This is a genomic window from Streptomyces sp. NBC_01089, from assembly GCF_045162975.1.
GTDB lineage: Bacteria > Actinomycetota > Actinomycetes > Streptomycetales > Streptomycetaceae > Streptomyces.
Genome location: NZ_CP108660.1, coordinates 3,718,883 through 3,739,632 on the forward strand (window position 1 = coordinate 3,718,883; position 20,750 = coordinate 3,739,632).

General features: G+C 71.3%; 14 protein-coding genes and 1 tRNA gene. 1 reads left to right on the plus strand and 14 read right to left on the minus strand.

Annotated elements, in window-relative coordinates; all coding sequences use genetic code 11:
- Positions 1-58 precede the first annotated feature (58 nt).
- The 6 genes from OG510_RS16455 to OG510_RS16480 all read right to left on the minus strand — a co-directional run bounded on the left by OG510_RS16455 (position 59) and on the right by OG510_RS16480 (position 6,854).
- Positions 59-1,096, minus strand: a complete 1,038-nt coding sequence (locus OG510_RS16455; RefSeq protein WP_406137650.1) for a beta-ketoacyl-ACP synthase III — start codon at positions 1,094-1,096, stop codon at positions 59-61.
- Entirely contained in the window at positions 1,093-2,745 is a 1,653-nt protein-coding gene (locus OG510_RS16460; RefSeq protein ID WP_406137652.1) for an FAD-dependent monooxygenase, read from the minus strand. The genes OG510_RS16455 and OG510_RS16460 overlap by 4 nt, the downstream gene beginning before the upstream one ends.
- A 39-nt stretch (positions 2,746-2,784) precedes the next feature.
- Complete coding sequence (locus OG510_RS16465) at positions 2,785-3,831, minus strand: 3-oxoacyl-ACP synthase (protein ID WP_406137653.1); 1,047 nt, start codon at positions 3,829-3,831, stop codon at positions 2,785-2,787.
- Positions 3,828-4,877 carry an AfsA-related hotdog domain-containing protein gene (locus tag OG510_RS16470; protein WP_406137654.1) on the minus strand — a complete coding sequence of 350 codons (1,050 nt, stop codon included), beginning with the start codon at positions 4,875-4,877 and terminating at the stop codon, positions 3,828-3,830. The genes OG510_RS16465 and OG510_RS16470 overlap by 4 nt, the downstream gene beginning before the upstream one ends.
- A gap of 133 nt (positions 4,878-5,010) precedes the next feature.
- Positions 5,011-5,229 carry an acyl-CoA carboxylase subunit epsilon gene (locus OG510_RS16475; RefSeq protein ID WP_406137655.1) on the minus strand — a complete coding sequence of 73 codons (219 nt, stop codon included), beginning with the start codon at positions 5,227-5,229 and terminating at the stop codon, positions 5,011-5,013.
- The gene (locus OG510_RS16480; protein ID WP_406137656.1) at positions 5,226-6,854 is read right to left on the minus strand and encodes an acyl-CoA carboxylase subunit beta; all 1,629 of its coding nucleotides are present in this window, start codon (positions 6,852-6,854) and stop codon (positions 5,226-5,228) included. The genes OG510_RS16475 and OG510_RS16480 overlap by 4 nt, the downstream gene beginning before the upstream one ends.
- A 182-nt stretch (positions 6,855-7,036) precedes the next feature.
- On the opposite strand from OG510_RS16480, the gene OG510_RS16485 reads away from it, so the two are divergent.
- A complete protein-coding gene (locus tag OG510_RS16485; protein ID WP_406137658.1) occupies positions 7,037-7,987 on the plus strand; it encodes an ACP S-malonyltransferase in 951 nt (316 codons plus the stop codon).
- Positions 7,988-8,104: 117 nt separating this feature from the next.
- Here the strand turns inward: OG510_RS16485 and OG510_RS16490 are convergent.
- From OG510_RS16490 to OG510_RS16525, 8 genes are all read right to left on the minus strand, one after another.
- A tRNA-Thr gene (locus OG510_RS16490) sits at positions 8,105-8,178 on the minus strand.
- Positions 8,179-8,275: 97 nt separating this feature from the next.
- Entirely contained in the window at positions 8,276-9,841 is a 1,566-nt protein-coding gene (locus OG510_RS16495) for an alpha/beta hydrolase (protein WP_406137660.1), read from the minus strand.
- Between the two features lie 61 nt (positions 9,842-9,902).
- Positions 9,903-11,114 (minus strand): DNA polymerase III subunit delta', encoded by a 1,212-nt coding sequence (locus OG510_RS16500; protein WP_406137662.1) that lies wholly within the window; start codon positions 11,112-11,114, stop codon positions 9,903-9,905.
- 278 nt (positions 11,115-11,392) lie between these two features.
- Positions 11,393-14,701, minus strand: coding sequence for a dTMP kinase (tmk, locus tag OG510_RS16505; RefSeq protein WP_406137663.1), 3,309 nt, complete (start codon positions 14,699-14,701; stop codon positions 11,393-11,395).
- Positions 14,702-14,916: 215 nt separating this feature from the next.
- On the minus strand, positions 14,917-17,769 hold the full coding sequence (gene topA / locus OG510_RS16510) for a type I DNA topoisomerase (RefSeq protein ID WP_406137665.1): 2,853 nt from the start codon (positions 17,767-17,769) through the stop codon (positions 14,917-14,919).
- Positions 17,770-17,996: 227 nt separating this feature from the next.
- Positions 17,997-18,194: a hypothetical protein gene (locus OG510_RS16515; RefSeq protein WP_406137666.1), complete on the minus strand. Its 198-nt coding sequence runs from the start codon at positions 18,192-18,194 to the stop codon at positions 17,997-17,999.
- Positions 18,195-18,410: 216 nt separating this feature from the next.
- A complete protein-coding gene (locus tag OG510_RS16520) occupies positions 18,411-19,925 on the minus strand; it encodes a methyltransferase (RefSeq protein WP_406137668.1) in 1,515 nt (504 codons plus the stop codon).
- Between the two features lie 148 nt (positions 19,926-20,073).
- On the minus strand, positions 20,074-20,643 hold the full coding sequence (locus tag OG510_RS16525; RefSeq protein WP_406137670.1) for a small secreted protein: 570 nt from the start codon (positions 20,641-20,643) through the stop codon (positions 20,074-20,076).
- Positions 20,644-20,750: the final 107 nt, after the last annotated feature.

The following is a 20,750-nucleotide window of genomic DNA, read 5'->3' on the forward strand; positions in this document are numbered from 1 at the left end:
TCTGCATGTGTGGGTGTGTGGTGTGTGGTGCGGTGTAGTGCGGTGGGACCGCACAGGGTTACGGCGCGGCCGGCTCCGTGACCGCTTCGATGTCCGGCCAGACCAGTGCGGCCGAACCCCAGGTGAGGCCGCCGCCGAAGCCGGTGAGGACCACGTGGTGGCCCGGTACGAGCTCGCCGTCGGTGGCGGCGTCCGCCAGGGCGAGTGGGATCGAGGCGGCGACGGTGTTGCCGACCCGGTCCAGGTTCACCACGATCTGCTTCTCCTCCAGGCCCAGTTGCTCGCCGACGGCGTGCAGGATGCGGACGTTGGCCTGGTGGGCCACGATCTTGTCGAGTTGTCCCGTCGTCCAGCCGACCCGGTCGAGGAGGCGCTGCGAGGACTCGCTCATGTTGATCACGGCCTCGGTGAACACCGGCCGGCCCTCCATGGCGAACCACTGGTCGCCTTCGGCGGGCGGCCGGCCCGACGCACGCTGGCGGGAGCCGCCGGCGCGCACCGTGATGAGATCGGCGCCGCCGCCGTCGCTGCCCAGGTCGAAGCCGAGCAGCGCCCCGGGCTCGTCGGACTCGCCGGCCCGCAGCACGACGGCTCCGGCTCCGTCGCCGAAGATCGCGCGGGTGGTGCGGTCGGCGGGGTCGAGGAGTGTGGAGAAGGTGTCGGCCCCGATCACCAGGGCCCGCCGGGCGACGCCGGCGGTGATCACGGAGGCGGCGGTGGCGAGGGCGTACACGAACCCCGTGCACACGGCCGCCACGTCGAAGGCGGGTACCTTGCCGAGCCCGAGCCGGTGGGCGACGCCCGGCGCGGTGGCCGGGCATGGCCGGTCGGGGGTGCTGGTGGCGACGACCACCAGATCCACCTCGGCCGCCGCGTCGCCGCCCGTCCTGCAGGCCGACTCCAGGGCCCGCCCCCCGGCCGTGACAGCCAGATCGGATGTGGCCTCGCCCGGCGCGATCACATACCGCCGTCCGATGCCCGTGCGGGTACGGATCCACCGGTCGGTGGTGTCGAGCTGGGCGGCCAGCTCCTCGTTGGTGACAGCGGTCGCGGGCAGTGCGCCGCCCAGACCGCAGAGCACGGCTGCGCGGCTCATGAGGCCAGCTCCTCGATGTTGTGCCCGGTGCCGGACGCCGGTCCGAACACCGCGCGGACGGGTGCCGCGGCCGCCCGGAACGAGGTGCCCGCCCGGCGCAACGCCACGCGTACGGCAGTGGGTTCGGGCGCGGTCAGCGCCGCGATGTGTCCGTCCGGCCGTACGAGTACGGCCGTGGGGCCGCTGCCGAGGAGGGGCGTGAAGCCGGGCCACGCCGAGATGTCCTGGACGTCGACGTTGGCGGGCGCGGTGGCGGTCAGAGCACGCCGGCTCTCCACCCATTCGGTGTCCTGCCGCTCGCCCGCCCACAGAAGCAGTGAAAACCGTGCCGGGTCGATCGATGGCCAGCGCCCGGCGCCCTCCTGCGGGGTGCCGTGTGCGGCGAACACCGGGAGGCGGTCTCCGGCGCGGAGCCTGCGGGTGAGGCCTGGCAGCGTGTCGCGCAGGGACTCCGCCGGGCGGTAGCTCACGTCGTGCTGCGCCATCAGCGGGGCCCCGAAGCGCTGCAGGAGTCCGGTGCGGTGGGCCAGCCGCAGGGCCCCGTCACGCGCCGCTATCTCGTGCCGGCGCTTGAACAGGCCCCAGCTGGTCTGCTTGGCGGTGGTCAGGACGATGCGCTCGGCGGCCAGGTGGCGGTCGGTGTCGTAGGTGTCGAGGATGCCTGGTTCGTAGAGGCCGTTGACGACCCCGGCCAGCTTCCAGGCGAGGTTGACCGCGTCCTGGATGCCGGTGTTCATGCCCTGGGCGCCGGCCGCGCTGAACACATGGGCGGCGTCGCCCGCGAGGAAGACGCGTCCCGAGCGCATCGTCTCCGCGACCCTGCGACGGGCCCGGAAGATCGTGGACCAGTCCAGCTTCCCGACCAGACCGGGCCGCGGGGAGCGCTCGTCGAGGAAGTGCTGGAACAGCTCGCGGGGCGGGCCCTGCTCCTCGTTCCAGTCCGGGACGCTGATGGCGAGCCGGAACTGGCCGTCGCCGAAGGGCGCGATACCCAGTGCGCCGGTGCGCGAGTAGCAGTAGACGAGAGCGTGGGGGTCCATGTCGCCGTCGACGGGGCCGTCGCCGATGGCGAACAGGACGTCGTTGCCGGTACCGAGGAGCTCGATGCCGGCGAAGTGGCGTACCGCGCTGCGGGCGCCGTCCGCGCCGACCACCCAGTCCGCCTCGATCTGCTCCGTGCGTCCGTCGGCGCGTTCCACCTCTGCGACGGGGCGGGGCCCTGAGGTGTCCAACCCGGTGAGCGTCCCGGACTCGATCTCGCCGCCGTGAGCGGCGAGCCGGGTGCGGATGACCTCCTCGGTGGTGTCCTGCGGGATGACCACACCGAAGGGGTACGGGGTGTCGGTGAGGCGGCTCATCTCGACGGCGCCGATATGCCGCTTACGGGAGTAGTACTGCACCGAGTCGAGGCGGTTGCCCGAATCGACGAGGGGCTGGGCGGCGCCGATGCGGCCGAGGAGCTCAAGGCTGCGTGGCCACACCACGCTGGCGCGGGAGTGCTGGACGGGCCCGGCGGCCGAGTTGTCGATCAGTCTCACCGGGACGCCCTGGCTGAGCAGTTCGGTGGCGAGCACCAGGCCCACAGGGCCCGCGCCCACGACGAGGACGGGGCGGCGTCCGCCGGGGCCCTCGCGCAGGGGGATCGTCATGACAGGTGTGCCTTTCGTCGAATCGGTGTGGTGTGGAGGTCAGGGGCGGTGTACGACGACGGCGCTCCAGGTGAACCCGGCGCCCGCGCTCAGCACGGCGGCGCTCTGGCCGCGTTCGAGGCGGTGCGGGCTCGTGTCGTCGGTCAGCGCGGTCAGGTTGGAGATGAGGTCTCCGGCACCCAGGTGCCCCGTACGGTCGCCGAGGTCGACGAGCGGCGCGTCGGTGACCTCGGAGACGGCGGGCCCGTACACGTCGCGGGCGGTCGCCCGGCCCAGCCTGGGCAGCAGCACCCTGTGCAGCCCCTGGCCGTCTCGGCCGATGCCCGCCTCCCGCAGCGCGGCGGCGAGGACCTCGCTCGTCTCCTGTCGCAGCCGGTTCAGGAACTCCGGTTTGCCGTGCGCGGCGAGGAAGGCCTTCTTGGTGCGCCGCACATCCACGGTCGCGCTGCTCGTGTGCGGCGCCGGGTGGAAAGGGCCGAGGTCGCGGTGGGCGGACTCGAATGCGGGCGCGGCCCGGGTCTGCAGGGCGCGCAGGGTGAGTGCGCCCTGCGGCACGGCGTCGGCGGTGGCCGCCCGTGCCAGAACGGCTGCGGTGGCGCCGTCCCCGTACCAGACGCCGTAGTCCCCGCCCCAGCGGTCGAAGCCCGGCCGCGCGAAGCGGTCCCCGGTCGTCACGAGGACCTGTGCGGTGCCGTCGCCGGCCGCGATGTGGTGCACCGCGCTCTGCAGGGCGGCCGCCGCGCCGTTGCACATCTGCTGGATGCCCGTGGGGACTGCGTGGTGGGCGCCGGTCTCGGCGGCCACGTAGTGCGCGGGTGACCAGAAGTCGTGGCCCTGGTAGTAGGTCCAGGCGTGCAGGGTGGCGGTGAGATCCCGGGCCCGGACACCGGCCCGTGACAGCGCCCGGTGGGCTGCGCGCACCGCCATCTGAGGAGCCGAATCCCCGGGGGACACGGGCAGTTGCTCGTACCCCATCGCGTCGGCCTCCTCGGCCGTCACCCGGCCGTCGGCGAGAGCGTCCACCGTCTTCTGTGCGGCGGGCGGCAGCCATTGGGCCGCCGACAGCCACACCTGGCCGGTGGTCACAGGCACTCCTCCCCTTCGGGCAGCGCGGTGACCGCTGCGGACGTCGTGGTGTGCATCCGGCCGGAGGCGATGACGTCGCCGTCCTGCTCGAAGTCGATGTAGAAGGTCCGCAGATTCGGCAGCATCAGGCTGAGGTTGTCCTCATGGGCGTACGGCTCTGTCTTGCGGATGTGGACGGTGGTCGGCGCGTCGAGTTCGGCGTAGCGCATGAAGGAGAAGTCGAAGCCGGCGACAGTCGTCCGGTTCACCGAAGTGCCCCACAGGTCGGAGCCGCCGAGCAGGCACAGCTGGCGGGCGGCCTCCATGAGGACCATGCCCGGCACGTGGTCCTGGCCGTGGTCGAACATGCTGCGGTTGTCGAGCGGGATACGCACGGTGGCGTACGCGCTGTCGGTGCCGACGGTCGCTGAGGAGAGCACCACGTTCGACGGGGAGTTGCGGCCGACGAGGTGCGGGGACACATGGGCGTTGTCCCGCGGGATGTCCTTGAAGGGCACGAGGGGCCGACCGCGGCCCCGGACGCGCACCTCGTCGTACACCTCGGCGGGTATGTAACCGACATCCATGCTGACGAAGCCGAGGCAGCGCTTGGCCAGCTTCATGTCGATGCCGAAGGTCAGCCTGCGCACATCGCCCGGAGTGCCGCGCCGGTTGCTGGTGCGCACCGAGATCCGCAGCTCGCCCGGTGCCGCCTCCTCGGGGAGGGTGAGGAGACCGGGCAGCTCCATCGACCAGGACCGCAGCAGGAACTTGCTCTTGCGCGAGACACCGGCGAACTCGTGGCCGCCATATGTCTCGGCCTGCCGGCAGCACTCCAGGAGGAGCATCGGGTCGGGGGCGCCGAGGCGCGAGGTGTGCTCGGTGTAGTAGGCGTGGGACGGGGGAAGCTGGGCGGCCGAGAGGTAATTGCCCTCGCCGGTCTGCCTGCTGTCCGTCAGGAATACCTCGGAGAGTGCCCAGCGGTGGAGCAGGGAGCGGTCCACCGTGCGCATGAATTCGAGATTCGCGGCGCCCGGCTGGCAGGTCTTCTTTTCCTCGGGGTTCATATCAGTCCTCCTGATGCGGCACGAGGGGAGCGGGAAATTCGACATTTCCTTTTCCCCGCACTCGCTTGATTACATTGTCGATGGGGGACACAAAGCGTTCGCTAAAGGCGGCCTCAAGGACGGCGAGGCGGGCTCAGACCGCCCAGGCGAGGGGGCTGCAGTAGGCGCCGGCGGGCCGGTCCCACTCCACGCGCGCGGGCGCCGCCGGGGCGTCGTCGCAGACAGCCGCACGGGCCTGCAAGGTGGCTGTCAGGACCGCGACGAGCGCGGCGAGTTCGTCGGGGGTCGGGTTGCCGCGCACCACACGGAAGGCGGCCTCCCGCAGGACGTCGGATGCCGTCGCGGCGCTCACAGCGGGGTGATCCCGTGCTTGCGCTGCGGCAGTGTGCGGTGCTTGGTGCGCAGCATGGCCAGCGACCTGGCGAGCACCGCCCGGGTCTCGCCCGGCTCGATGACGTCGTCGACCAGTCCGCGTTCGGCCGCGTAGTACGGGTGCATCAGCTCGTCCTTGTACTCCTTGACCATCTGCTCGCGCATGGCCTCGGGGTCGTCGGCGGCGGCTATCCGGCGGCGGAAGATGACGTTGGCGGCGCCCTCGGCGCCCATGACCGCCACCTCGTTGGTGGGCCAGGCGAAGGAGAGGTCGGCTCCGACGGAGCGCGAGTCCATCACGATGTACGCACCGCCGTACGCCTTGCGCATGATCAGCTGGATACGGGGGACCGTGGCGTTGCAGTACGCGTACAGCAGCTTCGCGCCGTGCCGGATGATGCCGCTGTGCTCCTGGTCCACGCCCGGCAGGAAGCCGGGGACGTCGAGCATGGTCACCAGCGGGATGTTGAAGGCGTCGCACAGTGAGACGAACCGGGCCGCCTTCTCGCTGGCCTTGATGTCCAGGACGCCGGCGCAGGCGATGGGCTGGTTGGCGACGACTCCCACGACATGCCCGTCGATCCGGGTCAGCGCACACACCACGTTGTGCGCGAAGTCGGGCTGCACCTCGAAGAACTCGCCGTCATCGACGATCTCCTCGATGACGGCCCGGACGTCGTAACCCTGCGAGGGATCCGCGGGCACCAGATCGGTGAGCCGGTCGGTGCGCCGGTCCGGCGGATCGTCGCCCGCCACCGCGGGTGGCGCCTGGCGGTTGTTCGACGGCAGGAACGACAGCAGGTAGCGCACGTCCTCCAGGCAGCTCACCTCGTCGTCGTACGCGAACGCCGAGACACCTGACACGGACGCGTGCACGTCGGCGCCACCCAGCTCGTCCATGCTCACGCGCTCCCCGGTGACCGCCTGCACGACGTCCGGGCCCGTGATGAACATCTGCGCCACACCCCGCACCATGAACGTGAAGTCGGTCAGCGCCGGGGAATAGGCGGCGCCGCCCGCACACGGCCCGAGGATCACGCTGATCTGCGGGATCACGCCCGACGAGAGGGCGTTGCGACTGAAGATGCCGCCGTAGCCGGCGAGCGCCGTGACCCCTTCCTGGATACGGGCGCCCGCGCCGTCGCAGAGGCTGACCAGCGGCGCGCCCGAGGACTCGGCCAGGTCCATCAGTTTGTGGATCTTCGCGGCGTGCGACTCACCGAGCGCCCCGCCGAAGATACGGAAGTCATGGGCGTAGACGAAGACCTGCCGGCCCTCGACCGTGCCCCAGCCGGTGATCACACCGTCGGTGTGCGGCCTGCGCGCCTCCAGACCGAACCCGGTGGCGCGGTGCCTGCGCAACCGCTCCAGTTCCGTGAACGACCCCTCGTCCAGCAGCAGTTCGATGCGTTCACGCGCGGTGAGCTTGCCCCGGTCGTGCTGCGCCTGGGTGGCCCGCGCCCCTGGTCCGGCGTGGACCTCGGCGCGCAGCCGACGCAGCTCCTCCACCCGTGCGTGCCCGCCGACAGGTCGTTCCGGTTCCGGCTCCAGCCCCCCGGAGACGAGCGGAATTTCCGTGACGGGTTTATCGACGACGGTGGTCATGCCATGCCCTCCCATCCGACGGGCCCCTGAATGGCGCCGTCCGACAAGAAGGGTCGGGGGCGGGCGGCAATGCCCCACTCAAGGCGAGGAAAAGCCGGATTTCTTTTCCACGGCTTGAGCGGTGGCCCCGGATGATCCTTCCTGACTGGCGAACCACCGCCGCAGCAACGGAAGGAAAAACCGTGAACACCCACTTTCGCGAGCCGTCCGGAACCTCGCCCCGATACGCCGTTCTCTTTCCGGGACAGGGCGTTCAGCGACCGGGGATGGGTGAGCCCTGGCGGTCCACCGAGTCCTGGGAACTTGTCGAGTCGGTCTCGCGGGCCTCCGGCTTCGACGTCGCCGAACTGCTCCTCACCGCCGGCCAGGACACCTTGTCCCGTACCGATCACGCCCAGATATCCGTGTTCACGGCCTCCCTGCTCGCGTGGTCGGAGTTCCGGAGGCGGGAGTCCGACGCGCGAGTGGGGGCGGTAGCCGGTCACAGCCTCGGCGAGTACACGGCGCTGGTCGCGGCCGGCGTGCTCTCCGTGGCCGACGGCGCCTGGCTGGTGGGCGAGCGTGGCCGGGCCATGGCCAGGGCCGCCCGGCAGCGGAACGGGGCGATGGCCGCGGTAATGGGCGGCGACATCGACGCCGTCGCGGACCTGGTCGCCTCGCTCCAGCGGGAGGACGCCGACCTGTGGGTGGCCAACCACAACAGCCCCCAGCAGACAGTGATCGCGGGCAGCCGTACGGCCATCGACGCGGCCGCGTCCCGCGCCACCGCGTCCGGCCTGCGCTGCAGCGCGCTCCCCGTCTCAGCTGCCTGCCACAGCCCCTACATGGAACCGGCGAGCGCGGCCCTGCGCCGGGCTCTCGGAATGACGCACTTCGCGGCCGGCGTCCTCCCCGTTGTCGCGAACGTCGACGCCCGCGCGCACTACGGCGGCAGCCAGTGGCAGGAGCTGAGCGGCCGCCAGCTGGTCGGCAGAGTCCGCTGGGTGGAATCGCTGAGGACGCTCCACGAAGAGCTGGGTTGCACCGACTTCCTGGACATCGGCCCCGGCGGCACCCTGGCGAGCCTGGCCCGCAGGACACTGCCGGAGGTCCCGGCACGCAAGTTCACGGCACCGGCGACAGTGCCCGCGTAGCGGCCGCGGGCCGGGCCGGGAGCCACTGAGCGTTGAACCACGACGGCTGCGACAGCGCACGACGGGCCGAAAGCAAAAGCCCCAGGTCACGGCGAGTGAGTCCTGGGGCTTTTACAGGGCCGCCTTCGGGATTCGAACCCGAGACCTACGCATTACGAGTGCGTTGCTCTGGCCAACTGAGCTAAGGCGGCACGCCGTCCTGACCATGGTGCGGTCAGCAGCGACGCCAAGTCTACACAGTTTCCGAGGGTGCTCCCGACACCCCCCAGCCGGGCCTATCCGTGCAGGTCAGGAGCATTTCTTGCCGTTCTTCGGCGGGGTGCCGTCCAGGAGGTACTTGTTGATCGCCGTGTCGATGCAGTCGCTGCCGCGGCCGTACGCGGTGTGGCCGTCGCCGTCGTAGGTGAGCAGCGTGCCGGAGGACAGCTGGGCCGCCAGGGACTTCGCCCACTTGTACGGGGTCGCCGGGTCGCGGGTCGTGCCGACCACCACGATCGGGGCCGCGCCCTTCGCCGTGATGCGGTGAGCGGTGCCGGTGGCGTGCAGCGGCCAGTAGGAGCAGTTCAGGGCCGCCCAGGCGAAGCCCTTGCCGAAGACCGGGGACGCCTTCTCGAAGGACGGCAGGGCCTTGGTGACGGCTGCGGGGCTCTTGAAGGCCGGCGGCAGGTCCAGGCAGTTCACCGCGGCGTTGGCGTACATCAGGTTCGCGTACTTGCCCTTGCTGTCGCGCTCGTAGTACGAGTCGGACAGGGCGAGCAGGGCCGCACCGTTTCCGGCCATCGCGTGGGTGAGCGCGGTGCGCAGCTGGGGCCAGGAGCCCTCGTCGTACATCGCCGAGATCACCCCGGTCGTGGCGAGCGACTCGCCCAGTTTGCGGCTCTGGCCGGTCGGGATCGGCTTGGCGTCCAGCCGGGAGAAGAACGCCTCCAGGCGGTGTGAGGCGTCGGCCACGGAGGTGGTGCCGAGCGGGCAGTCCTTGTGTTTGATGCAGTCGGCGGCGAAGGACTTGAACGCGGTCTCGAAGCCGGCGGTCTGGTCGCGGTTCATCTGGAGCGACGTCAGCGAGGGGTCCATCGCGCCGTCCAGGACCAGGCGGCCCACCCGGGCCGGGAAGAGTCCCGCGTACGTCGCGCCGAGGAAGGTGCCGTACGAGGCGCCCACATAGTTCAGCTTCTTGTCCCCGAGGATTCCGCGCAGGATGTCCATGTCACGGGCGGCGTCGACCGTGGAGACATGCGGAAGGATCTTGGCCGAGTGCTTCTCGCAGCCCTGCGCGAATTCCTTGAGCGATGCGGTGAGCTTCTTGGTCTCCCCCGCGTTGTCCGGGGTCTGGTCGACCTCCGTGTACGCGTCCATCTGCTTGCCCGTAAGGCATTCGACCGGCTGGCTGCGCGCCACCCCGCGCGGGTCGACGGCCACCATGTCGTAGCGAGCGCGGACCGCGGCAGGGTAGCCGATTCCCGCGTACTGCTGGAGATAGTCGATCGCCGAGCCCCCGGGGCCGCCCGGGTTGACCAGCAAGGAGCCGATCCGCTTTCCGGGTCCTGTGGCCTTCTTGCGGGAGACCGCGAGCTTGATGTCGCCGTCCGACGGCTTCGCGTAGTCGAGCGGCACTTTCATCGTGGAGCACTGGAACCCCGGGGCGCCGCAGGAACGCCACGACAGTTTCTGGCCGTAGTACGTGGCCAGGTCCGCGGCCGGCGCGGACGTCGCGGCCCCGGCCGTGCTTGCGCCGGTCGCCGAAGCGCCGGACTGCGAAGCGGGGGCCGAGCCACCCGACGAACAGCCCGAAACAAGCAGACCGGCCATGGCCAGCACGGTGACCGGAGCGGAGAGCAGACGCCTGAAGTCCATTCCCGGAGCGTAGTCCGGCCCTGGCCGAAGGCCCTCTTTTGCGGCCCGTACGAGTGAGCCGTCAACCCGCGCGCAGCGACATCGTCATCGCCTCGACCGCCAGCAGCGGTGCCACGTTCCGGTCGAGCGCCTGGCGGCAGGCCGTGATCGCTTCTATCCGGCGCAGGGTGCTCTCCGGGCTCGAACTCAGCGCGATCCGGTCCAGCGCATCCCTGACGTCCTCATTGGCGACGGCCACCTTGGAGCGCAGCTGGAGTGCCAGCACGTCCCGGTAGAAGCCGGTCAGGTCGGTGAGCGCGAGGTCGAGCGTGTCGCGCTGCGTACGGGTCGAGCGGCGCTTCTGCCGGTCGGCCAGCTCCTTCATCGCGCCCGCCGTGCCACGGGGCATCCGCCCCCCGGCCGAAGCGCCGAGCGCCGCCTTCAGGTCTTCGGTCTCCTTGGTGTCGGCCCCCTCGGCGACCTCCTTGGCGTCCTCGGTCGCGGCGTCGATCAGCTCCTGTGCCGATTTCAGACAGCCCCCGATCTCCGCGACGCGCAGCGGCATCCGGAGCACGGCGGCGCGTCTGGCCCGGGCGCGCTCGTCGGTGGCGAGGCGGCGCGCCCTGCCGATATGGCCCTGGGTCGCCCGCGCCGCGTCCATGGCCGCCTGGGGCTCGACGCCGTCCCGTGCGACCAGGAGGTCGGCCACCGCCTCCACGGGCGGTGTGCGGAGAGTCAGATTGCGGCAGCGGGAGCGGATGGTCGGCAGCACGTCCTCCAGGGACGGCGCGCAGAGCAGCCACACCGTACGGGGAGCGGGCTCCTCGACGGCCTTGAGCAGCACATTCCCCGCTCCCTCGGTGAGGCGGTCCGCGTCCTCCATGACGATGACCTGCCAGCGGCCGACGGCCGGTGAGAGCTGGGCGCGGCGGACCAGCTCTCGTGTCTCCTTCACGCCGATGGAGAGCTGGTCCGTACGGACGACCTCGACATCCGCGTGCGTACCGACGAGGGCGGTGTGGCAGCCCTCGCAGAAGCCGCAGCCGGGGACTCCGCCGAGCGCGCGGTCCGGGCTGACGCACTGGAGGGCCGCCGCGAAGGCGCGGGCCGCGGTGGACCGGCCGGAACCCGGCGGGCCCGTGAACAGCCAGGCATGCGTCATGGTCGACTTCGACATGCCGTCGGTGGAGCTGTGCTCGCTGGTGGCGGTGACGAGCGCGTCGGCGTCACGGGCGGCGGCGGCGAGCTGCGTCTGGACGCGGTCCTGGCCGACCAGGTCGTCCCATACGGGCATGCGGTCGCCCCCCTCTCTTCTTGCCGATCGCTTCTTGCCGATCTCTTCTTGTTGATCTTTTGTGCGTGCGCCCGTTCCGCACGGTGGCGCTGTGCGGTCTCCATTGTGGCGCAGGGGTCTGACAGTACGGTCCAGTCCGGTCCACTCCGGTCCAGCCCCCTGCCCTGCCTCTCCCGCAGCCTCTCTGTCCACAGCCTGTGTGTTCCGGGGCGGGCGCACAGCGCCGCGGGCCCGGAGGACAGTGAAGTCCTCCGGGCCCGCAGGTGGTTACGCGTGGGTCAGCGCCGGCCCTTGCCCCGGCCTCTGCCCCTGTTGTCCTGGTCCTCGTCCTCGCGGTCCGAGCCCAGCAGTTCGTCCGCCAGCGAGGGCAGGTCGTCCAGCGGGGTCTCCTCCGCCCAGTCCGAGCGGCGGCGCGGGCGGTCCGGGTCGATCTGCGGCAGCTCGCGGGTCCGCTCGTTCGCGTTCTCCGGCGGCGACTGGTGCGGCTGCCCCGAGTGCTCGTCCCTGAAGTACCCGGGGGGCACCCGGTCCGCGGGGGTGGCCCCCGGCAGCTGCGCCTGCGGCAGAACCGCCGTCTCCTCCGAGTCCGCGGGGGATCCCGCGCCCGGCGCCGGCCCCGGATCGGGTGCGTCCGCCGGGTCGGACAGCCTCGCGGCCCACGAAGGACCCGCCGACCGCCCGGACCGCGCGGCGCCCTCCGCCTGCGCACCCTGCGAGGGGTGAGCGCCCGAAGCACCCGACGAGGCGGCCGCACCACCGGATCCGCCGGACGTCCCGGACTCCCCCGGGCCCTCCGCGAACTTCGGGATGACCGTCGTCTCGTCCGAGTCGGACGACGACGGGGTGGGCCGCACCGCCACCGGCTGGGTCACCTCGTTGGCACCCATCACAGGCGTCTCGACGGTCGTTTCGTTGTCAGCAGCCCCGTTACCACCGGCCCCGTTCCCGCCGGCCCCATGATCAGCAACCCCGGTGCTCCCCGAAGCCGTAGCCGTCTTCGCCGCCTCGGCGGCCTCCGCCTCGGCCTGCCGGCGCGCCTCCTCGGCCCGCAGCAGCGCCTGCTCGGCCTTGCGCTGCTTCTCCTTGCGGCGCTCATCGGCCTCAGCGCGGAGCCGCTCCTGCTCTTCCTTCTGCCTGCGGAGCCGCTCCTGCTCCTGCTCGCGCGCCTGCGCCTCGGCCTCACGGCGGAGCCGCTCCTCCTCGGCGAGGCGCCTGGCCTCCTCGGCCTGGCGGCGCGCCTCCTCGGCCTGGCGCTCCTCCTCGCGCCGCCGCGCCTCTTCGAGTTCGCGGCGCTTGCGCTCCTCCTCCTCGGCCCGGAGCTTCGCGAGCTGCGCCTGGCGCTCGCGCTCCAGCCGCTCCTCCTCCGCCTTGCGGGCCGCTTCCTCCTCGGCCTTCCTGCGGGCCTCCTCCTCGGCGGCCTTCCGCGCCTCCTCCTGAGCCTTGATCTCGGCTTCGGAGAGCGGGAGCAGCTGGTCGAGGCGGTGGCGTACGACCGTGGTGATCGCGTCCGGTTCCTGTGCCCCGTCCACCACCAGATAGCGGCCGGGGTCGGCGGCGGCGAGCGTCAGGAACCCGCTCCGCACCCGCTGGTGGAATTCGGCGGGCTCGGACTCCAGCCGGTCGGGCGCCTCCGTGAAGCGCTCGCGCGCGGCCTCCGGCGAGACGTCGAGCAGCACCGTCAGATGCGGTACGAGACCGCCGGTCGCCCAGCGGTTGATACGGCTGATCTCGGTCGGCGCCAGTTCACGGCCCGCGCCCTGGTAGGCCACCGACGAGTCGATGTAGCGGTCGGAGATGACGATCGCGCCGCGCTCCAGGGCGGGCAGGACGACCGAGTCGATGTGCTCGGCGCGGTCCGCCGCGTACAGCAGCGCCTCCGCGCGGTTGGACAGACCTGCCGACGCCACGTCGAGCAGGATCGAACGCAGCCGCTTGCCGACCGGTGTCGCGCCCGGCTCGCGGGTGACGACGACCTCGTGGCCCTTGGCGCGGATCCACTCCGCCAGCGCCTCGACCTGGGTGGACTTGCCCGCCCCGTCGCCGCCTTCGAGCGCCAGGAAGAAACCGGTCGCCGCGGGGGCCTGGACCGGGTCGGCGCCGCCGCGCAGCGCGTCCCGCAGATCGTGCCGCAGCGGTACGCCCGTACGGTCGTCCGCCTTGACCAGGACGAGCGCGGCCACCGGCAGCAGCAGCGCGCCGACCAGCATCAGGGTGAAGGCGGCGCCGCCGTGGGCGAAGACGAAGCTGCCGTTGCCGAGGTGGTGCGGACCGATCAGGGCGGCGACCAGCGGGGCCACGATCGCGCCCAGCGCGATGGCGACCCGTACGACCGCCTGGAGGTGCCCGGTGGTCCTGGCCCGCCTGCTGTCCTCGGTCTCCTGGTCGATCAGGGTGTGCGCGGTGTGCGCCGATACACCGGCCGACCAGCCGGCGACCGCGGCGATCAGCACGACGGTCGCGGTGTCCGGGACCAGGCCCATCACCAGCAGCGCCACACCGGTCAGGGTGATCGCCAGCGCGAGCAGCCTGCGGCGGGAGAGACCCGGGAGGGTCTTGGGGGCGGTGCGGATACCGGCGGCCGTGCCCGCGGTCAGGACGAGGACGAGCAGCGCGAAGGCGACCGGGCCGCCGTCGAGGTCGATGGCGTCCAGTACGGAGACGGCGGCGGCGGACGCGATGGCTCCTGCGACGGCCGCGGCGACCAGCACCAGCAGCGGGACGCTCCCGGTGCGGCCCTTGTCGGGACCGTTGGCACCGGCAGGGCGGCGCAGCCCCTCCAGCGGGGAGCGGGCGCGCGGCGTCTGGCCGTCCGGCAGCTCCAGGAAGTACAGCGTCGAGACGGACGCGGCGAAGAGACCGGCCGCGGCGTAGGAGCCGAGCGCGGCCTGGTGCTGTGAGAACCAGTCGATGCCCGATCCCAGCAGCTTGCTGATCAGTGTGGCGACCAGCAGTGCGGCGGCGGCCGCCGGAATGGCGAGGAAGGCCGTACGCAGCGAGAGCTTGCGCAGCGCTTCGATGTGGTCGGGCAGACCTCGCACCGCGACGCTCTCCGGCGGCGGCTTCGGCAGCAGCGCGGGTGCGGTGCTCTCCTTGGCCACCGTCCAGAAGCGTTCGGCGACGCCCGTGACGAAGACCGTGGCCAGCAGGGCGGCAGGCGCGTCGGCCGGCGTCCAGTTGATCCACAGCGGGGCGATGATCAGCAGGGCGACCCGCAGGCCGTCCGCGCCGATCATGGTCCAGCGGCGGTCGAGCGGCCCGTTCGGCGCGGTCAGCGCGGCCACCGGGCCGAGCAGTACGGCACCGAAGAGCAGGGTGGCAAGGGCCCGCGCGCCGAATACGGCGGCTACGGCGAAGGCGGCACCGCGGTACCCGCCCCCGAAGGATTCTTGCGAGACCGCCGCCTGCAACGAAAGAAGCAGCAGCACGAGGAGGGCGAGGGTGTCGCCGATATTGCCGACGAGCTGGGCGCTCCACAACCGCCGGAGCGGAGGGATGCGCAACAGGGCCCGTACGGCACGCTCGCGTGAGTCTGCGGCTAGTTCGTCGGAGGTGGGGCTCACGACCGTTGGCTGCTCGGCTCGCGTCATCCGGCCAGCCTATCCGGAAGGCCCACATCCATGCCGGGCCCCCCGAACATTTGGACGGCCGGTACACCGCGCCCATTCCGCACGCGCCGTACCGGCCGTTCGATCCATCGTGTTCCCGCACGCCAGGACCGCCGTGTGCGCGGACTCCGGTGCGCAGTGCGCCGGTTCACCGCGGCACCCGCCTCACGGGCGCCGCGGGACCCCGGTGCCGCGTCCTACTCGTCGGACGAGGCCGTGGCGCTCGTCTTCTGTGCGGCCTTCTTGGCGGGGGCCTTCTTGGCCGGAGCCTTCTTCGCCGCCGTGGTGGTCTTCTTCGCCGCGGTCTTCTTGGTGGCCGTGGTGGCCTTCTTGGCCGCCGTCTTCTTCGCCGCCGTCTTCTTGGCCGGGGCCTTCTTGGCGGTCTTCTTCTTCGCCGGGCCCTTGGCGCGCTTCTCGGCGAGCAGTTCGTAACCGCGCTCGGGGGTGATGTCCTCGACGCTGTCGTCGGTCCGCAGCGTCGCGTTCGTCTCGCCGTCCGTGACGTACGCGCCGAACCGGCCGTCCTTCACGACGACGGGACGCTCGCTGACCGGGTCGGTGCCCAGCTCCTTGAGCGGCGGCTTGGCCGCGGCACGCCCACGCTGCTTCGGCTGGGCGTAGATCGCCAGCGCCTCGTCGAGCGTGATGTTGAAGAGCTGGTCCTCGGTCTCCAGGGAGCGCGAGTCGGTGCCCTTCTTGAGGTACGGGCCGTACCGGCCGTTCTGTGCGGTGATCTCGACGCCCTCGGCGTCCGTGCCGACCACCCGGGGCAGCGACATCAGCTTGAGCGCTTCGGCCAGCGTGACCGTGTCGAGCGACATCGACTTGAAGAGCGAGGCGGTCCGCGGCTTCACCGCGTTCTTGCCGGTCTTCGGGGTGCCCTCGGGCAGGACCTCCGTGACGTACGGGCCGTACCGGCCGTCCTTCGCCACGATCTCGTGACCCGACTCGGGATCGGTGCCCAGCTCGAAGTCGCCGCTCGGCTTGGCGAGCAGCTCCTCGGCGAACTCGACGGTCAGCTCGTCGGGCGCCATGTCGTCGGGGACGTCGGCGCGCTGGTGGTTCTCGGAGTCCTTCTCGCCGCGCTCGATGTACGGGCCGTACCGGCCGACCCGCAGCACGATGCCCTCGCCCACCGGGAAGGACGAGATCTCCCTGGCGTCGATGGCGCCCAGGTCGGTGACGAGCTCCTTGAGCCCGCCGAGGTGGTCGCCGTCGCCGTTCCCGGCGGCGGACGCCGTGCCGGTGCCCGCGTCGCCCTCGCCGAAGTAGAACCGCTTCAGCCACGGCACGGACTTGGCCTCGCCGCGCGCGATGCCGTCGAGGTCGTCCTCCATCCGTGCGGTGAAGTCGTAGTCGACGAGCCGCCCGAAGTGCTTCTCCAGCAGGTTGACCACGGCGAAGGAGAGGAAGGAGGGGACCAGCGCGGTGCCCTTCTTGAAGACATAGCCGCGGTCGAGGATGGTGCCGATGATCGACGCATACGTCGAAGGACGCCCGATCTCCCGCTCTTCCAGCTCCTTGACCAGCGATGCCTCGGTGTAGCGGGCCGGCGGCTTGGTGGAGTGGCCGTCGACGGTCATCTCCTGGGCGGAGAGCGCGTCGCCCTCGGCGACCTGCGGCAGCCTGCGCTCGCGGTCGTCCAGCTCGGCGTTCGGGTCGTCGGCGCCTTCGACGTACGCCTTCATGAAGCCGTGGAAGGTGATCGTCTTGCCGGAGGCCGAGAACTCGGCGACCCGGCCGTCGGACGAGGTGCCCGCGATCTTGACGGTGACGGAGTTACCGACCGCGTCCTTCATCTGGGAGGCGACGGTCCGCTTCCAGATCAGCTCGTACAGCCGGAACTGGTCGCCGGAGAGACCGGTCTCGGCAGGCGTACGGAACCGGTCGCCCGAGGGACGGATCGCCTCGTGCGCCTCCTGGGCGTTCTTGACCTTGCCGGCGTACGTGCGCGGCTTGTCCGGCAGATAGTCGCCGCCGTACAACTGCGTGACCTGGGCACGGGCCGCGCCGACCGCGGTGTCCGAGAGGGTCGTGGAGTCCGTACGCATATAGGTGATGAAGCCGTTCTCGTACAGCTTCTGGGCCACCTGCATGGTCGACTTCGCACCGAATCCCAGCTTGCGGCTGGCCTCCTGCTGGAGGGTCGTCGTACGGAACGGGGCGTACGGCGAGCGGCGGTACGGCTTGGACTCGACCGAGCGCACGGCGAAGGCCGAGTCGGCCAGCGCGGCGGCGAGCGCGCGGGCATTGGTCTCGTCGAGGTGCAGGACGTCGCTCTTGAGCTGTCCCGTGGAGTTGAAGTCACGGCCCTGGGCGACCCGGCGGCCGTCCACCGAGTTCAGCCGGGCCACGAGGGTCGACGGGTCGGAGGCGTCGCCCTGGCGGCCGGTGGAGAACGTGCCGGTGAGGTCCCAGTACTCAGCAGAACGGAAGGCGATGCGTTCGCGTTCCCGTTCGACGACCAGGCGGGTCGCGACGGACTGCACACGGCCGGCCGAGAGGCGCGGCATGACCTTCTTCCACAGGACCGGGGAGACCTCGTAGCCGTAGAGACGGTCGAGGATCCGGCGGGTTTCCTGCGCGTCGACCATGCGCTTGTTGAGCTCGCGCGGGTTGGCGACGGCGGCCCTGATCGCTTCCTTGGTGATCTCGTGGAAGACCATCCGGTGGACCGGGACCTTGGGCTTCAGGACCTCCTGGAGGTGCCACGCGATGGCTTCGCCCTCGCGGTCCTCATCGGTGGCGAGGAAGAGTTCGTCGGACTCCGCGAGGAGGTCCTTGAGCTTCCTGACCTGCGCCTTCTTGTCGGCGTTGACGACATAGATGGGCTGGAAGTCATTGTCGACGTCCACGCCGAGGCGGCGCACCTCGCCGGTGTACTTGTCCGGCACCTCGGCGGCACCGTTCGGGAGGTCGCGGATGTGCCCGACGCTCGCCTCGACGACATAACCCGGGCCGAGATAGCCCTTGATCGTCTTCGCCTTGGCGGGCGACTCGACAATGACGAGTCGGCGGCCGCCGTGTGCGGTCTCGCTGGTCGGGGACAACGTGGCTCTTCTCTCCGGTCGGCACTCGGTGGTCATGCTCGCTGCGGAGTGTGACGGTACATCCCGTCCCCGTGTCAAACGGCAAAAGCCCGCAACGGCCACTGGAACGGTAACCCGACTACCGGCATTTCTGCCGCCCGGATCGGCCCACTGCCCTCGCCGGGGCCTCGCTCAGCCCCCTCCGGGTCTCCGCCGCGGAGCCCCTGCGGCGGCACGGCGGGTGATCGTCAGAGGCGGGTGAAGCACCACACCCCCAGGGCGAGCGACACCACGCCGAACGCCACCGCCAGAACGCGGGCGCGCGTGGGGTCCACCCCCTCCGCCACCGGCGCACGACGGAGCGTGCGCGCCCCGGTCCACAGCAGCAGCGCACCCCCGAACAGTGCGAATGTCGTTCCGGCGAAGACCGCAGGCGCGCTCTCCATGTCCGTACCATCCCGTCCCCGAGTACCAGGACGGCGAGGCTGGCACCCCGGGACGACACCGGCGCGAACGGGGGGTGAACGGCGGGGACGGGCGGACCGGCCAGTCAGACGGCCGGCCGCGGGCGGACCGGCGGTTTGCGGACGGACGCGGGCGGACCGGCCACTCAGACAGACGCGGGCGGACCGGCTGTCAGACGGCTGCGGGCAGACCGGCTGTCAGACAGCCGCGGGCGGCGGGCCCACCGGGTCGAGGAAGCCCTCCTCGACCAGCAGCCTGATGGACTGCGGGGTGCGGTCCCTGAGCACCACCGGGTCCTCACCGAGCAACTGGGCGATGGCGTCCAGGATCTGCCCGGCGGAGAGCGTCCCGTCACACACGCCGGCGAAGCCCGCGCCCACCGTGTCGACCTTGGTGGCCCTGCGCATACCGCGGTTCTGCCGGAGGATCACATGCTCGGGGTCCTCGGCGCCCGGCATGCCGACCTGCTCCTGCACCACCTCGGGCGCGAGCCTGAAGTACCCGGCGAGCAGGGCCGCGTCGTCGTGGTCGCGCAGATAGTCCCGGCGCTCGAAGTGCGCCCGTACGGTCTCGCCGAGCGGCTGCTCGACCGGGTGCGGCCACTCCTCCACCACGATCGACGGCCGGTCGGACCCCGACTTGTGCAGCGTGATCCAGCCGAAGCCGACCGCCTTGGTCCGCCGGGCGTCGAACTCGTCGAGCCACGCCTCGTACCGCTCGGCGTAGGCGTCGGGGTCCGCGCGGTGGTCGCCGCTGTCGCGCAGCCACAGCTCCGCGTACTGCGTGATGTCCTGCACCTCGCGCTGCACGATCCACGCGTCGCAGCCGCGCGGCACCCAGGAGCGCAGCCGGTCCTGCCACTCCTCGCCTTCCACATGCTGCCAGTTGGCCAGGAACTGGGCGTATCCCCCCGTGTTCAGATGGGCGCCGGCCTCCGACACGAGCGAGCGGCAGAGGTCGTCCCCGCCCATCCCGCCGTCCCGGTAGGTGAGCCGGGCTCCGGGCGAGATGACGAACGGCGGGTTGGACACGATCAGGTCGTACGCCTCGCCCGCCACCGGCTCGAAGAGCGAACCGTCGCGGAGGTCCGCCGCGGGGGCCCCGGACAGCGCGAGGGTGAGACGGGTGAAGGCGAGCGCCCGCGGGTTGAGGTCGGTGGCCGTCACACCAGTGGCGTGCTGCGCGGCGTGCAGCGCCTGGATGCCGGATCCGGTACCGAGGTCGAGAGCCCGCCCGACAGGCGTACGAACGGTGATCCCGGCGAGCGTGGTGGACGCCCCGCCGACCCCCAGCACCACGCCTTCGTCATGGCTGCCGATGCCACCGGCGCCACCGACCCCGCACCCCGGATCCGAGACGATGAACCAGTCCTGCCCCTCCGGGCCTCCGTACGGCCTGACGTCCACCGTCGCCCGTACGCCGCCGTCCGCACGCACCACCCAGCCGTCCGTGACGCACTCCTCCAACGGCAGTGCGGCCGCGGCCTGCTCGGCGGGGACGGTCTGCTGGAGCAGGAAGAGCCGCACCAGCGTCTCCAGCGGTGTCCGGCCACGCGTGGCGCGCAGCGCGGGCACCGTCTCGCTGCGGGCCAGCGCGGCGTACGCGGGGGCGCCGAGCAGGTCGAGCAGGCCGTCCGCGGTGAACGCGGCGGCGAGCAGCGCCTCACGGATCAGGGGCGAGTGGTCGGGCGCGGGAAGACTGGTCGTACTCACCGGTCCATTGTGGCTGCTCCCACTGACAACGCCCGCACCGAGCGCGGCGGACGGCGGAAGAACCGCCGACGACCGGCACCCCGGCCGCTGTCGGTCGGGGTGCCGGTCGTGGGCGGTCGCCGGCCGGTCGGCCGGACACCGCTGCGCGCTACGCCTTGGAGGGCGCCACGGTGGGGGACGGCGAGGACGTCGCGACCTTGCACGCGTCCTGGTTGAGCAGCGCCTTGCCCGTGTCGCCGGAGAAGAGCTTCTTGTAGGCGGTCTCGTCGATCTTCTTCATGTTCTCGCCGATGCTCTTGAGGCCGTCGGAGAACTTCTGCTGGTCCTTGACGTTCAACGCGTCGACCTGCTTCTTCAGGTCGGCGTACGCCTTCGAGTTGGTGTTCAGCTCGGTGATGGCGTCCTGCTGGATCTTCTTGCCGTCGTCGCCGGGCGGCGGTCCGGCCTTCTTGAGCCCGGCGGCGATGGCCGCGTCGGCCGAGGACAGATCCTGGAACGCGGCCGAGTCGGCCTTCTGGATGTCCGCGGGCTTGCCGTCCGCCGCCACGGCGGTGATCTGCTGGTTGGCCTTGTTGATCTTCGTCAGCTGGGGCCCGATGTCGCCGCAGAGCGACTTGGCCCAGTCGTTCGTCTTGTCACTGCTGCTGTCACCGCAGCCCGACAACGCCAGTACCAGTACCGCACCGCCGGACAGTGCGGCAGCAAGCTTCTTGTTCACCGGATTGGTCCCTTCCAAGGCTCTCGGCCCCGGAACATACACGCCAAGTGGGCGACATTCGCGTGTCGTACGCCCGTTTTTGACCGTATTAAAGCCATTTGCACCAA